Raw genomic sequence first — 15,315 nt, 5'->3', positions numbered from 1 at the left:
TTGGTATTTTATATGTATAAAATATACTTACTGGCTATATATAATTACCTCTTATTCCTTATTAGTTAATTGATATTATATCAATTATCGTTACCTCCATATTTTATTTTAGTACTACTATTTAAAATGAAAAAATTATTATTTATAATTTTATATATAAACACACTTTTAATATTCTCACAAAAAAAGAATCTAGGAGAAATCTCTGGGCTAGTTATAAATCAAAAAAACGAAACCGCTATACCTTATGCTACAATAGTTTGCAAAACCTTGGATAATAAAATAATTTCTGGAGGAATAGCAAATGAAAAAGGCCTTTTTACTATTAAACAATTACCTTTAAAAAGATATATAATTCAAATACAGTTTATAGGTTTTTCAACTTTGAGTAAAGAAATTGTGTTAAGTAAAGCTACTCCTATAATTAACTTAAAAAAGCTCTATTTAAAAAATAAAAATACCAAGTTAAAAGATATTGAAATACATGCAGAAGAGACTAGTGTTGTTCAAAAAGTTGATAGAAGAGTTATAAATGTAGGCAAAGATTTAATTGCTACTGGAACTAATTCATTACAAATGTTACAAAACATACCCTCAGTAAATGTTAATATTCAAACTGGTTCTATTAGCTTAAGAGGTAATGAAAATGTTCGTGTTTTGATTAATGGAAAACCCTCTAACATGGACACTTCTCAACTATTAAAACAAACTCCTTCCTCTTTAATAAAACAAATTGAAATTATTACCACGCCTTCAGCAAAATACAATCCAGAAGGTATGAGTGGTATTATTAATTTTATTTTAAAGAAAAATATGAAATCTGGTTTTAACGGAACAATTTCTGTAGGCTTTGAACACAGCAAAAACACAAGACCAGATGTTTCTTTAAATTTAAATTATAATACTGGAAAAATAAACTTATTTGGTAATTATAGTAGTAACTGGGGGAAAAACTCTACTATACAACAATTAGTAAGAACTACTAATAATTTAGAACAAAAATTTAATTTTTTGCACGACTACTCTGATCATGCTTTTAAAATTGGCTCAGATATTTATCTTGATAAAAACAATACATTATCACTTTATACATATCAGAATTTTAGTAATTCAACTTTATACACCAATTCTTTTTCACGTATAAATAACAACATATTAGAAGCTCCTAACCATTCAAAATACAATGAATCAGAACAAAACTATAATGTCGATTATAAATTAACAACTAATAATAAAGGCGAAAATATTGAGCTAGAAGTTAATTATAGTATTCATAAAAACCCTGAAGAATCAATTAACAGACTTCTTCAAGATACAAATAACAAATTATTTAATTATACCAACTCAATTTCAGACACTAAAAAATCTTGGTTAGTAAATCTAGATTATGAAACTCCTCTTTTTGAAACAGCAAAACTAGAATTAGGTATTGAATACCGAAATCAAAAAGTAATAAGCTCAATTAAAACAGATCAGGTTATTGAAATTGGAACTCCAGTTTCTCAACAACCTAAGGGAAATACTGATTTCAACTATGATAGAAGTATGTATTCTGGATATTTCAACATAAATAACAATTTTAAAAAATGGTCAATTCAAGCTGGTATCAGACTAGAACAATTCATTGTTAATGGATTATTTTCAAATACTCAACAGAGTAATCCTTCCATTTATTCTGATAAAATTTTTAGTATATACCCATCAGCTTTTTTAACCTACCATATTACTAACAAAGAAGATATTCAACTAGCTTATAGTAGACGTGTAGATAGACCTTCAATATATCAAGTGACTCCTATACAAGAATGGGTTAGCCCATTTACTACCTCAGAAGGTAATCAAAATTTAATTCCTCAATTTACTAATTCTATTGAATTAAATTATTCAAAATCTTTTTCTAAAGGAACAGTTACTTTTGGAACATTTTATCGTAAAATTTCAAATAAAATTGGTAGAACCATACAAAAAGATACTTCAGCCCCAAATAAACAGGTTTTTTCTTATGGAAACTACAATACAGCTAACAGTTACGGTGTAGAAATATTTGGGAGTTATAAAGCATTTTCTTGGTGGAAAATTAGGCCTCAAATAGAAACATATATTCAAGATTCACAAGGAATAATTAATACTAAAAATGAACAAGTTAAAAACACTCTTTTTAAATCTACTTTAAACAACAGCTTTAAAATAAATAAAAGAATACGATTACAATTAACAGCTATTTATAGAGGTAAAAGTAAAAATATACAATTTGAAGTAAAACCCTATACTATGGTTAATATTGGAGCTAGTTTAAGTGTTTTAAAAAAGAAAGGAACTATAACTCTTAGAGGAACAGATATTTTTAACGGACTTAATTACGATTATTTCTCTGAAAACCCTTTTTTAGAGAAAGGAAACTACAATCTAGAATACAACTCATTTTATTTAGGCTTTAGATATAATTTTGGTGGAACCAAAAATAAATCAAGAAATAGAAAACATAGGGATAACAATGAAACTGATGGAGGTTTATTTTAAACAATATCATATTGTCATTTTTACACAAAACATTCGTTAATTTGTTAAAAAAATATCTATAAAAATAAAATTAACATAAATAAATAAAAAATACACAATAAAAATCATAAATAACTGTTTTTAAAATAATTAACCCTCTAATTATTTTAAACAATGAAAAAACTTATCAATTTTACCCTAACAATGACGCTTATAACACTAGTGTCATTTAACATTTTTGCTCAAAAGCAAAAAATGTTTTATGCAACCATGGGAACCAATGATGCTGTAAACTTAAAAAAGAACCACCCTAAAGATGTGAAAATCATAAAATCTTACACCGATTACAGTGTTGTAATGCTTAACCATACCTCAGCAGAAGAACTTCATCATACTGGTTTAAGACACGGACCTGGTTATTTCTTAGAAAACTCTAAAGAAGAGGCTATTAAAGCCATAGAAAAAATTCAGGTAATCAAAAAAAGAAAACTAACAAGCTCTAAAAGAGCTATACCCCTTTCCATAACACAAGATGTACTAGTTAACCAAAGTTTAAACCTTGTAAATAACACGAATATCAAAAACCAAATCACCCAATTAGAAAGCTATGGAACTAGATTCCATACATTTTCTTCTGCACAACAATCTGCTGTAGATTTAAAAGCTAAATGGGAAAACATGAGTAGCACTAGAAGTGATATTTCTGTAAAACTAGTAAGTCATACAAACACACCAATGTCTTCTGTAGTAATGACAATTACTGGTTCTGAAAAACCTGATGAATATGTTATTTTAGGTGGACATTTAGACTCTACTTCTAGAGAAGGAAATGCCAACGCTCCTGGCGCAGATGATAACGCATCAGGAATAGCAACTATAACTGAAGTTGCTCGTGTACTATTGAGCATGAATTACAAACCTAAACGTACAGTTGAATTTATGGCTTTCGCTGCTGAAGAAATTGGTCTTGTAGGATCTAAAGAAATAGCTAGAGATTATAAAAATAGAAATGTGAATATCATTAGTTATTTACAATTAGATATGACGAATTATAAAGGTTCTACAAATGATATTTACATTACAACAGACTCTTATAATAGTACTTCTTTAAACAACTATTTAACTCAATTGATGGATCATTATAATGCTTCAGGTACTCATAAAATTACCTATGGTACTTCTCGTTGTAATTATGGTTGTTCTGATCATCATAGTTTTGCTCAACAAGGATACGAAACTGCTTTTCCTATAGAAGCTACATTAAGTGAATCAAACCCATATATTCATACCGCTAAAGATACTTCTTCAAGGTTTCCAACAGCAAATGCTACACACGCTGCTAAATTTGCTAAACTTGCCTTAGAATATCTTATTGAAATTTCAAACATTGGATCTGGAGGTGGTGGCGGTGAACCAACATATTGTAGTTCTAATGGACAAAGTACATCTGATGAATATATTAGTAATGTGAATATCGGTTCTATAAATAATAATTCAAATCAAGGTACCAATGGGTATTCTAATCACACATCAATTTCAACAGATTTAGAAAAAGGTAAATCACAAACAATTTCAATAACTCCTAAATGGGCAAGTACTAAATATAATGAAGGATATGCTGTGTTTATAGATTATAATAATGATGGAGACTTTTCTGACTCAGGAGAAACTGTATGGACAAAATCTCCTTCAAAAGAAACTCCTGTTTCTGGAACATTTACTGTTCCTTCAACAGTTTCAGAAGGAAAAAAAAGAATGCGTGTTATTTTAAGGTATAATACCATTCCTAGTTCTTGTGGATCTTATAATTATGGAGAAACAGAAGATTATTCTGTTAATATTACATCAGCTCAAGCAGATACTCAACCTCCGACTACTCCTAGTAATTTAGTCTCTTCTAATGTTGCACAAACAACTTTAACTTTAAACTGGACCGCTTCTACAGATAATATAGCGGTAACAGGCTATGATGTTTATCAAGGTACTACGAAACTAGAAACTGTTACTACAACTTCATATAATGTAACAGGATTAACAGCAAGTACTGCATATACCTTTTCTATAAAAGCAAAAGATGCCGCAGGAAATATTTCTCCTAAAAGTAATAACGTTAATGTAACAACATTAGATAACCTCCCTTCTTATTGTAACTCAAAAGGGGAAAGAATTACTTATGAATGGATAGACTATGTTTCATTTGGAGGTATGACAAATACAACAACAGCTAATGGAGGTTATGGTGATTTCACATCAAAAATAGCTACTGTTACGCAAGGGACTACTAATCAAATCATTGTAAGTGCTGGTTTTAGCAATACAGCATATAATGAATACTTCACTATTTGGATTGACTATAATAGAAACGGTACTTTTGAAAGTAGTGAAAAAACTGCTATAGGATTATCTAACATAGCTGGAAACAGAACAGCAAATATCTCAATACCTTCAACTGCTACTTTAGGCCAAACAAGAATGCGTGTTTCTATGAAATACAATGGAGCATCTACAGCATGTGAAACATTTCCTGATGGTGAGGTAGAAGATTATACTGTTAATATTGTTAATTCATCAATAAACATTAACAGTAAATCTGATTTATGTTCTAAAGCAAAATCATATGATAGCTCTATAAACTATAATGAAAAAGATCTTGTTTCTTATGCTGGATCGTTATATGAAAGAACAACTGATGGATGGAATCGTATTGGAAACTGTATAACTTCAGAAAGAAATAATATTGAAAATAATTTAATTTTAGCAAATGATAATTCTTTACTAAATATTTACCCTAACCCATCAAGTCAAAAAAACATAACTATAACAGTTAATAATGAACTTTGGAAAGCTGGAACTGTTCTTCTTTTTGACATAAGAGGAAATATATTAAAAGAACTAAAGTTAAAAGATAAATCAACTTTTGTAAACACTACAAAACTTAGTACTGGCATTTACTTCTTAACACTTTTTAATAACTCAAAAAGTTATTCTAAAAAAGTAATTATTAAATAACTAATTTATTTGTCATAAAAAAACCGTGTGAATTTTCACACGGTTTTACTTTTATTTTATCAAACGTCTTACCAACGAATAACTACAGACCCCCAAGTAAATCCGCTACCAAAAGCAGCTAATACTACCAAGTCTCCATCATTTATTTTTCCTTTTTCCCAAGCTTCAGTTAACGCAATAATTACTGATGCAGCTGTAGTATTTCCATATTTTTGGATATTATTATACACCTTATCATCAGCTAATTGAAACTTTTTCTGAATAAATTGAGCAATACGTAAATTCGCTTGATGAGGAATTAACATATCAATATCTTCTTTTTGTAAATTATTAGCTTGTAAACCTTCTACTATTGCTTCAGAAAAGCGAACAACAGCGTGTTTAAAAACAAATTGTCCGTTCATATATGGAAAATACGAAACATCTTCAGGATCATTAGCTTCTAATATTTCAGGTACCCAACGTCCAGTTGATGGTCCTTCTAATGCTAACTCTTTTGCATGTTTTCCTTCAGAATGTAAATGAGAAGATAAGATACCTTTTCCTTCTTCTTCACAACGTGACAAAACTGCAGCTCCCGCTCCATCTCCAAAAATAACAGTAACACCTCTTCCTCTAGTTGATCTTTCTAAACCACCTGAATGATTCTCTGATCCAATAACTAATATATTTTTATACATCCCAGTTTTTATAAACTGATCAGCAACTGAAAGAGAATAAATAAAACCAGAACATTGATTACGAACATCAAGAGCACCAATAGTAGGCATATCTAACATATCTTGAACACGAACTCCTCCTCCTGGGAAATACATATCTGGACTTAAAGTTGCAAATACAATAAAATCTATATCATCTTTGGTTAAACCTGCTCTTTCTATAGCTATTTTAGCAGCCTTAGCTCCCATTGAAGATGTATTATCTCCTGTTTTTGGGTCAATCCAACGACGTTCTTTAATACCAGTTCTCTCTTGAATCCATTCATCATTCGTATCCATCCACTGGGTTAAATCATCATTAGTTACCACGTTGTCAGGCACGTAATACCCTAATCCTGTAATTTTTGAACTATACATAATTTTTTATGTTATTTTTTACTTTTATGTAAATGCGTAGCTTGTAAAAGTAGTAATTTTTAACTTTTCACACAAAAACAATCACTATAGTCATTTTATATGTCATCTTGGCACATATCTATTTTTGGTATTTTTTTTGACAATAAAATTAACCAGAAAATAATATCAAATAAAATATATAAATTATGAGTAAAGGAAACATTAATGTATCGGTAGAAAATATATTTCCACTGATTAAAAAGTTTTTATATTCTGATCACGAGATTTTTTTACGTGAATTAATTTCTAATGGAACTGATGCTACTACTAAGTTAAAGCATTTGATATCTATTGGTGAAGCTAAAACTGAATTAGGAGATGCTAAAATTGAAATTAGCATTGATAAAAATGCAAAAACATTGACTATTAAAGATCAAGGTTTAGGTATGACTGCTGACGAAGTAGAAAAGTACATTAATCAAATTGCATTTTCAGGAGCTGAAGAGTTTTTAGAAAAATATAAAGACGATAAAAATGAAACAGGTGTAATTGGTCACTTTGGTTTAGGTTTTTACTCTGCTTTTATGGTAGCAGATAAAGTTGATTTAATTACAAAGTCATTTAAAGATGAACCAGCAGCTCACTGGACATGTGATGGTTCTCCTGAATATACCTTAGTAGAGCACGACAAATCTGACAGAGGAACTGAAATTATTTTACATATTGCTGATGACTCTACTGAATTTTTAGAAGAAGCTAAAATTTCAGGTTTATTAAATAAATATAATCGTTTTAATCAAGTACCAATTAAATTTGGAACTAAACAAGTAAACGATCCTGATTTTACACCTCAAACAACGACTGATAAAGACGGTAAAGAAACTACTGAGCCACATAAGCAAATTGATGTTGATAACATTATCAACAACACAAACCCTGCTTGGACTAAAAAGCCAGCTGACTTAGAAGCAGAAGACTATACTAACTTCTATCGTGAATTGTATCCTATGCAATTTGAAGAGTCTTTATTTCATATTCATCTAAATGTTGATTATCCTTTTAACTTAACAGGTATATTATTTTTCCCTAAGTTATCTCAAAACTTAGACATGCAAAAGGATAAGATTCAACTGTATCAAAACCAAGTTTTTGTAACAGATAATGTTGAAGGTATTGTTCCTGACTTTTTACAAATGTTAAAAGGAGTTATCGATTCTCCAGATATTCCTTTAAATGTTTCTCGTTCTTACTTACAAGCTGATGGAGCTGTAAAAAAGATTTCTGGATATATAACTAAAAAAGTAGCTGATAAATTAAGTTCATTATTTAAAAAAGATCGTGCCGATTTTGAACAAAAATGGAATGACATTAAAGTTATTATTGAGTACGGAATGTTATCTGAAGATAAGTTCTTTGATAAAGCTAAAAAGTTTGCTTTATACCCTACAGTAAGCGATTCATTTTTCACTTTTGATGAGTTAATTGAAAAAACAAAAGATGCTCAAACTGATAAAGATGGAAATCACATCATTTTGTACGCATCTAACAAAGAAGCACAACACAGCTATATTCAAGATGCTACAGCAAAAGGATATGAGGTTGTTATATTAGATTCTCCAATTGTATCACATTTAATGCAAAAACTAGAAACTTCTGGTGAATCTAAAGTTCAGTTTACCCGTGTTGATTCTGATTTTATTGATAATTTAATTAAAAAGGATGATACAGTTATATCTAAATTAACTGATGAAGAGAAAGAAACTTTAAAACCAGTTATTGAAGGAGCTGTTAACAACAAGAGCTATACTGTTCAATTAGAAGCTATGGACTCTTCTTCTTCACCTTTCTTAATTACTGTGCCAGAATTTATGCGCCGTATGAAAGAAATGCAAGCTTCTGGTGGTGGAGGTGGAATGATGGGAATGGGTAATTTACCTGAAATGTATAACTTAGTTGTAAATACAAATCACCCATTAGTTTCTGAAATTTTAACTGCTGAAGAGGGCAAGAAAAAAGAACTAATAACACAAGCTTTTGATTTAGCTAAACTATCTCAAAACTTATTACATGGTGAAGAATTAACAAACTTTATCAAACGTTCTTATGAATTAATAAAATAAGACTCACTATCATATTTAAAAGCCTCTTTATAATTAATTATAAAGAGGCTTTTTATTTTAAACTTTAAACAAAGTAATTTTAAATTATTCTATCCAATTTTTAAAATCTTTAACACGCTCTCTACTTACAATAATTTCTGCTTCATTATAAGTATGTAATTTCAATTGTAGTCGTGAGTTAGTATATGATATTATATCTTTTATTGCATTAATATGAACTATATAAGTTCTGTTAACCCTATAAAATTGTTCTGGGTCTAATTGTTCTTGCCAATATTCTAAAGAGTGATCTATTAAATAATTTCTATTAGAATTTGTATGAATATAAGTAGCCTTATTCTCTGAATAAAAACACTCAATTTCATCTGTATGTATAATTTTTATATGCTGTCCTACTTTTATTGTAAAACGTTTTTTATATTTTCTATCGATAGGGTTGATAAGTAACTTCCTTATATCATCAATATTAACCTGTATGTCGGTTTCTTTAGGTTTATTATTAATAAATTTATCTACCGCTACTTTTAATTCATCTTCATCTAATGGCTTTAATAAATAATCTATAGAATTTAATTTAAATGCCTTTAAAGCATATTCATCATAAGCAGTAGTAAAAATAATAGATGACTTCACTGGTACTTCTTCAAATATCTCAAAAGACAATCCATCAGATAGTTGAATATCTAAAAAAATTAAATCAGGATGTTCGTTTTTTTGAAACCAATTAATTGCTTCTTCTACTGAATGTAACATTTGTTGAGCTTCTAAATTTAAAACAGCTAACATTCTTTGCAGTCTTCTTGCAGCTGGTTTTTCATCTTCAATGATTATAATATTCATTACTTACAGTCTTCTTTATAATTTAATTTTACTTAACTTTTAACTATTTATTTATAAACTCTTTTATTTTTTCTTCTTCCCAGTTTTTTCCAAATAACTTTCTAAAACCAAACACTCTAAAAGCATCTATTATTAAAATAACTCCCCATATACCCCACAATGGATAATGTTCAAAACCATTTTCAGTAAACTTATTACTAACTCTTAGTCCATCAAAAACTCTAACTACAACATCAAAATAATTCGATATAAACGTAAATGCTAAATTAACAATTAAATATGCTGATAAATGCTTGTAAAATTCTTTTAACTCTTTTACTCTTTGTTCTGCTTTAATTCTTTTATTATCTGTTTCCATCATACCTAGTTTGATTATCCATATGTTCTTTAATTTTTCGTTCTTCCCAGTTTTTACCTAAAAAGAAATCAAAACCAAAAACTTTAAATGTATGAAATACTAAACCTATTCCCCAAAAAAACCAAATTGCAAAAGTTCCAAAATCGAAAAAAGCTTCTTGAAAAGTTTCTCCATTACCAACATTTCTTACTATCTTTTTTACACTTATAAATATATTAACTACTATATATACAGATAGATGAATATAATACTTTTTTAATTCTTCAACTTTCTTTTGCGCTCTAAAATATTTTTGCTCCTTTGTATAATTATCTGTTTTCATTTTGATTAAGTTTTTATTTATTATTCATCATTTTTCATATACTCATCTATCTTACGTTTTTCCCAATCTTTATTAAAAAATAAAGAATCTCCGTATACTCCTAGCCAATGAAAAAACAAACCTATTCCCCAAAATATCCAGGTTGAGTATACCCCGAAATTTTGTAACACTTCTATTAAAGAATCTCCATCATCAGACATTAACCCAAAAATTACCATTGATGAAATAAAAACATTTACTACTACATATGATATTAAATGCCAATAAAATCCTTTTATTTTCTCTACTTTTTTCTTTGCAAGTAAATATTTATGCTCTTTTTTATAATCTTTCTCCATCTTTATTTATTCTTTTTTATATACTCATCTATTTTACGTTCTTCCCAATCTTTACCATACCCTATTACATCTGATCCGAAAACTATCATCCAATGAATAAAGGTTACCAATATTATTCCCATGACAGGAAACCAAAACCAATGAAAATAAGGTACAAATGTTAAGTTCACTGAAACTATTATAACAATTGAAACTATGTTTACTACAACATGTATATAAAAAGCTTTTACTTTTTTTATCTTTTTTTTCGCTTCAATATATTTTTTTTCTTGAGTATAATTAGTATCCATAATTATTAGTTGTTATCTAAATATTCTTTAATTTTTTTCTCTTCCCAGTCTTTACCAAATCCTAATTTATCAAAACCGAAAGCTCCAAACCAATGAAAAAAAAGCCCAATTGACATTCCCATAATAGGAAACCAAAACCAATGAAATTGAGGAACAAATCTTAGGTTAATGAAAATTAAAAAAGGTATTAATACTATTGTTACTAATAAATGAATATAAAATCCTTTAATTTTTTCTATTCGCTTCTTCGCTTTAGCATATTTGTACTCATATGTATAATTTTTTTCCATTTTTTCTATATTTTCAATTAACTAATTCTTATTATTGGTACTTATCCTCTTCTTCCATTAGTTCTTTTATTTTACGCTCTTCCCAATTTCTTCCTAAAAACATTCTGTAATTATTTACTTCTAAGAAATGAAATATTACACCTATCCCCCATCCTATCATTGGAAACCAGAACCAATGAAATTGTGGTGATACTCTAAGATTTATAAATATTAAAAAAGGTATTACTAAACAATATGAAATTAAATTTTGGTAAAATTCTTTAAGTTTCTCTACACTCTCTACCGCTTTTACATATTTATTATTCTCTAAATCATTTGTATCAATTCTCATATCTTTTACTTTTGTTAACAGTGGTAAGCTCACTGTAAATGTTTTATTATTTTTTGTTATTTGCACATTTCTTTTGGTTATTAAACCATATCTATCTGCAATATTTCTTAATCCTACTTTTGTACTCTTTCCTATAGCTTCTTTAGGATTTATATTATTCTGTACTTGTAAGAAACCTTCTTCTTCATAAATTTTTATTTCTAAAGGTTTGTTTGAAGAAACTACATTATGTTTTACCGCGTTTTCAAGTAATAACTGTAAAGACAACGGTACTATTTTCAATTCAGGATTATTTAATGTTGTTGGAATCGTAAACTTTACAGCATCTTCAAAACGCATTTGTAACAACTCCATATATGTTTTTGCAAACAACAACTCTTCTTGAATTGGAACTAATTCTTTATTTCTTTGTTCTAATACATACCTATAAACTTTAGATAGTTTAGTTGTAAACTTTTCAGCTTGATATGGGTTTTCACCTATTAAAGAGGTTAATACATTTAAGCTATTGAATAAGAAGTGTGGATCTATCTGACTTTTTAATGTTTCAAACTTTGCCGTTTCTGTTTTGGCAACTATTTGTTGTTGCGTACTTTCTTTTTTTACTGATTCTTTCCAGTTTTTCATAAAGCCTCTCGCATGAAAAAAAGCAGCCATTCCTAAAGCTAACATTACAGCAAATAAATGTGTCCAAAATAATTCTCCTTTAAAAAAATTATTAATACCTCTATCAAAAATTATAATGTATTGTATATAATGAATTAATAATACGGCAATAACATTAAAAATAACTGTTGTTATAACTCCTGCCCAAACTCGTTGGTTTGTTTCTTCAACCCAACTCCATTTAGAACTTAAATAATCATTTATATAGCCATTTCCCATACCTAAAACGAACGAATACATTGCTGAAAAGAGAAAAATAATACCTGCTCCTTTAATACTAAACTGCTTGTTAACTATAATAAAAAACACCCCGAAAATTAATGTCATTTTTAAGCAAACCCAGAAATCTTGTTTTAGTTTATTTATTACGTTTTTATTTTCTGTATTCATTCTATTTGTATGTTAAAATCTAATTTCTAAAGATACGTTATTATCAATAATAGTAAACTTTGCATCTTCATATTGCGGTGGTCCAAAATTCATCACATTATTTGATGCACCATAGTTTTCTATCGGCATACCATTAGGTTGAAAATCCATTTTATTATTATTATTTTTATCATGATAACAAACAATTGCATATTCACCAGCAGGAACATCATTAAAAACTACTGTACTTTTTCCTTTAACAATTTTTGAAGACTTTGCTTTTACTGGCTCTTTCATAAAATTATCTTTATTATATAAAGCATAACTTACTTTTCCTTTGTTAGATGTTACATTTACAACTGTTGCAGTAATTGTTTGCTTTTGAGCCGAAACTGTTTCTATTGTAAATACTATTATTAATACTAAAATACTTGTTAAAAATCTCATCTGTGTATGTTTTAAGTTTAATTACACTACAAATATCTAATCATAGTTGTGTTTTTTAAATTAAAAACTACTCAACTGTATTTTTTTTAGGCTGAATTGTCACTTGAATATTATAAATTATAAAAAAATTGAAATAATAGTGTAACGTTTCTTATTTTTGATCTACTTATTCAATATCAACAGTTACTAAACTTAGTGCAAACAGAACTCGAAAATAAATTTTTATCCGATTTTGAAACTAATCAAAATATAGTGCATAAAGTATGTAGAATTTATACTACTAACCAAGATGCTCATAATGATTTGTTCCAAGAAATAACTATTCAACTTTGGAAAAATTATAGCAAATTTCGAGGTGATGCAAAATTTAGTACGTGGATGTATAGAGTTGCTTTAAATACAGCCATTTCATTATATAGAAAATCAACTAGAACGATAAAGACACAAGATATTAGTGACTTTACTTATAAAATACAGTCTAATGAATATGATGATACAGAAGAGCAACAGTTAAAATCTCTATACAAAGCTGTTCATAAATTAAATGATATAGATAAGGCTCTTATTTTTTTATACCTCGAAGATAAAGCCTATAAAGAAATTGCTGCTACATTAGGTATAAGTGAAGTAAATGCTAGAGTGAAAATGAATAGAGCAAAAGATAAATTAAAAAAAATACTGACACCCTAACGTATTATATGGATGCATTAGATAAATACAAAAAAGCTTGGGATAATCAACCTAAAGAAACCAATAAGGTTTCTAAGGTAGATATATACAAAATGGCACAATCAAAATCATCGTCTATTGTTAAATGGATATTTATTATTGGATTATTGGAACTTATTATACCACTATCCATGTATCTATTTTTTGATTTAGACAAATTAGATGATACCTATGCTAAACTTGGTTTAGCTAATTATGCATTTTATTCTCAAATTATATTATATCCTGTTGTTCTTGTTTTCTTGTTTTTGTTTTATAAAAACTATAAAAACATTTATACAACTGATACCACTAAAGAGTTAATGCAAAAAATACTAAAAACCAGAAAAACTGTACGTAATTATATATTTTTAAACTTAGGGTATGCTTTTATCACTTTAATTGTAGTAGTGTTCGCAACTATAAAAACTCAATTTAACAATTTAGGCACTAAAGAAATAATTATAACATCCTTAGTATCTATAGTATTTGGTATACTTTTAATAGGCTGTATCTGGTTAATATACCAACTCTTATACGGTATCTTATTACGAAAATTGAATAAAAATTATAAAGAACTGGCTAAATTAGATAATCCAAACTAAAAAAAAGAGAAGCTTAAAAGCTTCTCTTTTTTATTTTAATATTCTTTTAATTCTTTTAATAGAATTGATAGCATATCGTCTGTAAAATCCAAATGCGTTACTATTCTTATTTTTCCTTCCCCCATCGAAATTAGTAAAATTCCTTTTTCTTTCATTTTTTCCATAAATTCATCAGGGTTTATAGAGTCATTCACGTAAAAAATAATAATATTCGTTTCAATTGGTTCTACTTTTTTCACATAACTACAAGATGTTAATACATCTCCAATTTGTTTCGCCTTTTGATGGTCTTCCTTTAATCGATTTACATGATTATCTAATGCATAAATAGCTGCTTCAGCTAAAAAACCAGCTTGTCGCATACCTCCTCCAAATAATTTTCGAACCCTTAGAGCCTTTTCCATCTGTTTTTTAGTTCCTATCAAAACAGATCCAACTGGTGCTCCTAATCCTTTAGACAAACATATAGAAATCGTATCGAACAATTCACCGTATTGCTTTGGGGTTTCATTCTTTGCTACTAATGCATTAAACAATCTTGCCCCATCTAAATGATATGCTAAATCATTAGATTTAGCTACTCTTTGTATTTTTTTTAACTCTTCAAAATCCCAACAAGCTCCTCCACCTTTATTTGTTGTGTTTTCCACACAAACTAATCTATTATATGGCGTATGAATATCATTTCTTCCAGCTACTAACCCTTCTAATTGTTCAGCAGTAAACATACCTCTATCTCCATCTATTAAACAAGAAGTTACTCCAGCATTAAATGCTGCTCCTCCACCTTCATAATTGTACACATGGGCCCATTTATCACAAAACATTCTATCTCCTGGTTGAGTATGAATTTTTATAGCTGTTTGATTTGCCATTGTTCCAGATGGAAAAAACAATGCATCTTCCATACCAAACATAGCGGCTACTTTTTCTTGTAACTTATTTACTGTTGGGTCAGCTTTAAATACATCATCTCCTACTTCAGCATTCATCATTACCTCTAACATTTTTTTTGTTGGTTTGGTAACTGTATCACTTATTAAATTGATTTCCATAAATACTTTTATT

At 28.4% G+C, this 15,315-nt stretch carries 15 protein-coding genes; 5 read left to right on the top strand and 10 right to left on the bottom strand.

Going from position 1 to position 15,315, the window contains the following annotated elements; genetic code table 11:
- Positions 1–126: 126 nt before the first annotated feature.
- Entirely contained in the window at positions 127–2,520 is a 2,394-nt protein-coding gene (locus ACKTTQ_RS18040; protein WP_408050000.1) for a TonB-dependent receptor domain-containing protein, read from the top strand.
- 153 nt (positions 2,521–2,673) lie between these two features.
- A complete protein-coding gene (locus ACKTTQ_RS18035; protein ID WP_408049999.1) occupies positions 2,674–5,508 on the top strand; it encodes a M20/M25/M40 family metallo-hydrolase in 2,835 nt (944 codons plus the stop codon).
- Between the two features lie 68 nt (positions 5,509–5,576).
- Here the strand turns inward: ACKTTQ_RS18035 and ACKTTQ_RS18030 are convergent, their stop codons facing one another.
- Entirely contained in the window at positions 5,577–6,584 is a 1,008-nt protein-coding gene (locus tag ACKTTQ_RS18030; protein WP_093870933.1) for a 3-oxoacyl-ACP synthase III family protein, read from the bottom strand.
- A 185-nt stretch (positions 6,585–6,769) separates the two neighbouring features.
- Between ACKTTQ_RS18030 and htpG the strand changes: the two genes are divergently transcribed.
- Positions 6,770–8,683, top strand: a complete 1,914-nt coding sequence (gene htpG, locus ACKTTQ_RS18025) for a molecular chaperone HtpG (protein WP_408049998.1) — start codon at positions 6,770–6,772, stop codon at positions 8,681–8,683.
- An 84-nt stretch (positions 8,684–8,767) separates the two neighbouring features.
- Here the strand turns inward: htpG and ACKTTQ_RS18020 are convergent, their stop codons facing one another.
- Genes ACKTTQ_RS18020 through ACKTTQ_RS17985 form a run of 8 tightly spaced genes read right to left on the bottom strand, consistent with a single transcriptional unit; the run spans position 8,768 to position 12,934 of the window.
- A complete protein-coding gene (locus ACKTTQ_RS18020; protein WP_113785381.1) occupies positions 8,768–9,523 on the bottom strand; it encodes a LytR/AlgR family response regulator transcription factor in 756 nt (251 codons plus the stop codon).
- 43 nt (positions 9,524–9,566) lie between these two features.
- Complete coding sequence (locus ACKTTQ_RS18015) at positions 9,567–9,884, bottom strand: 2TM domain-containing protein (RefSeq protein ID WP_113785380.1); 318 nt, start codon at positions 9,882–9,884, stop codon at positions 9,567–9,569.
- Positions 9,868–10,203: a 2TM domain-containing protein gene (locus ACKTTQ_RS18010; protein ID WP_093870929.1), complete on the bottom strand. Its 336-nt coding sequence runs from the start codon at positions 10,201–10,203 to the stop codon at positions 9,868–9,870. Before ACKTTQ_RS18010 ends, ACKTTQ_RS18015 begins: the two co-directional genes overlap by 17 nt.
- 20 nt (positions 10,204–10,223) lie before the next feature.
- Entirely contained in the window at positions 10,224–10,541 is a 318-nt protein-coding gene (locus ACKTTQ_RS18005; protein ID WP_093870928.1) for a 2TM domain-containing protein, read from the bottom strand.
- Positions 10,542–10,543: 2 nt separating this feature from the next.
- Positions 10,544–10,831 carry a 2TM domain-containing protein gene (locus ACKTTQ_RS18000; RefSeq protein WP_093870927.1) on the bottom strand — a complete coding sequence of 96 codons (288 nt, stop codon included), beginning with the start codon at positions 10,829–10,831 and terminating at the stop codon, positions 10,544–10,546.
- Positions 10,832–10,836: 5 nt separating this feature from the next.
- Entirely contained in the window at positions 10,837–11,121 is a 285-nt protein-coding gene (locus ACKTTQ_RS17995; protein WP_093870926.1) for a 2TM domain-containing protein, read from the bottom strand.
- Between the two features lie 31 nt (positions 11,122–11,152).
- Positions 11,153–12,508: a 2TM domain-containing protein gene (locus tag ACKTTQ_RS17990; RefSeq protein WP_408049997.1), complete on the bottom strand. Its 1,356-nt coding sequence runs from the start codon at positions 12,506–12,508 to the stop codon at positions 11,153–11,155.
- 12 nt (positions 12,509–12,520) lie between these two features.
- On the bottom strand, positions 12,521–12,934 hold the full coding sequence (locus tag ACKTTQ_RS17985) for a DUF2141 domain-containing protein (protein ID WP_408049996.1): 414 nt from the start codon (positions 12,932–12,934) through the stop codon (positions 12,521–12,523).
- Positions 12,935–13,129: 195 nt separating this feature from the next.
- On the opposite strand from ACKTTQ_RS17985, the gene ACKTTQ_RS17980 reads away from it, so the two are divergent.
- Both ACKTTQ_RS17980 and ACKTTQ_RS17975 read left to right on the top strand, forming a co-directional pair.
- Positions 13,130–13,624 carry an RNA polymerase sigma factor gene (locus ACKTTQ_RS17980; RefSeq protein WP_093870923.1) on the top strand — a complete coding sequence of 165 codons (495 nt, stop codon included), beginning with the start codon at positions 13,130–13,132 and terminating at the stop codon, positions 13,622–13,624.
- A gap of 8 nt (positions 13,625–13,632) precedes the next feature.
- On the top strand, positions 13,633–14,247 hold the full coding sequence (locus ACKTTQ_RS17975; RefSeq protein WP_408049995.1) for a hypothetical protein: 615 nt from the start codon (positions 13,633–13,635) through the stop codon (positions 14,245–14,247).
- Positions 14,248–14,282: 35 nt separating this feature from the next.
- On the opposite strand, the gene ACKTTQ_RS17970 is transcribed toward ACKTTQ_RS17975, so the two are convergent.
- Entirely contained in the window at positions 14,283–15,302 is a 1,020-nt protein-coding gene (locus ACKTTQ_RS17970; protein WP_408049994.1) for a threonine aldolase family protein, read from the bottom strand.
- Positions 15,303–15,315 lie beyond the last annotated feature (13 nt).

Source organism: Tenacibaculum halocynthiae (genome assembly GCF_964512825.1).
GTDB lineage: Bacteria > Bacteroidota > Bacteroidia > Flavobacteriales > Flavobacteriaceae > Polaribacter > Polaribacter halocynthiae.
This window is presented reverse-complemented; position numbering and strand designations above follow the sequence as displayed.

Excerpts from the sequence above, each read along its gene's own strand:
- ACKTTQ_RS18040 (WP_408050000.1), top strand. The coding sequence starts at position 127 with ATGAAAAAATTATTATTTATAATTTTATATATAAACACACTTTTAATA.
- ACKTTQ_RS18035 (WP_408049999.1), top strand. The coding sequence starts at position 2,674 with ATGAAAAAACTTATCAATTTTACCCTAACAATGACGCTTATAACACTA.
- ACKTTQ_RS18030 (WP_093870933.1), bottom strand. The coding sequence starts at position 6,584 with ATGTATAGTTCAAAAATTACAGGATTAGGGTATTACGTGCCTGACAAC.
- htpG (WP_408049998.1), top strand. The coding sequence starts at position 6,770 with ATGAGTAAAGGAAACATTAATGTATCGGTAGAAAATATATTTCCACTG.
- ACKTTQ_RS18020 (WP_113785381.1), bottom strand. The coding sequence starts at position 9,523 with ATGAATATTATAATCATTGAAGATGAAAAACCAGCTGCAAGAAGACTG.
- ACKTTQ_RS18015 (WP_113785380.1), bottom strand. The coding sequence starts at position 9,884 with ATGATGGAAACAGATAATAAAAGAATTAAAGCAGAACAAAGAGTAAAA.
- ACKTTQ_RS18010 (WP_093870929.1), bottom strand. The coding sequence starts at position 10,203 with ATGAAAACAGATAATTATACAAAGGAGCAAAAATATTTTAGAGCGCAA.
- ACKTTQ_RS18005 (WP_093870928.1), bottom strand. The coding sequence starts at position 10,541 with ATGGAGAAAGATTATAAAAAAGAGCATAAATATTTACTTGCAAAGAAA.
- ACKTTQ_RS18000 (WP_093870927.1), bottom strand. The coding sequence starts at position 10,831 with ATGGATACTAATTATACTCAAGAAAAAAAATATATTGAAGCGAAAAAA.
- ACKTTQ_RS17995 (WP_093870926.1), bottom strand. The coding sequence starts at position 11,121 with ATGGAAAAAAATTATACATATGAGTACAAATATGCTAAAGCGAAGAAG.
- ACKTTQ_RS17990 (WP_408049997.1), bottom strand. The coding sequence starts at position 12,508 with ATGAATACAGAAAATAAAAACGTAATAAATAAACTAAAACAAGATTTC.
- ACKTTQ_RS17985 (WP_408049996.1), bottom strand. The coding sequence starts at position 12,934 with ATGAGATTTTTAACAAGTATTTTAGTATTAATAATAGTATTTACAATA.
- ACKTTQ_RS17975 (WP_408049995.1), top strand. The coding sequence starts at position 13,633 with ATGGATGCATTAGATAAATACAAAAAAGCTTGGGATAATCAACCTAAA.
- ACKTTQ_RS17970 (WP_408049994.1), bottom strand. The coding sequence starts at position 15,302 with ATGGAAATCAATTTAATAAGTGATACAGTTACCAAACCAACAAAAAAA.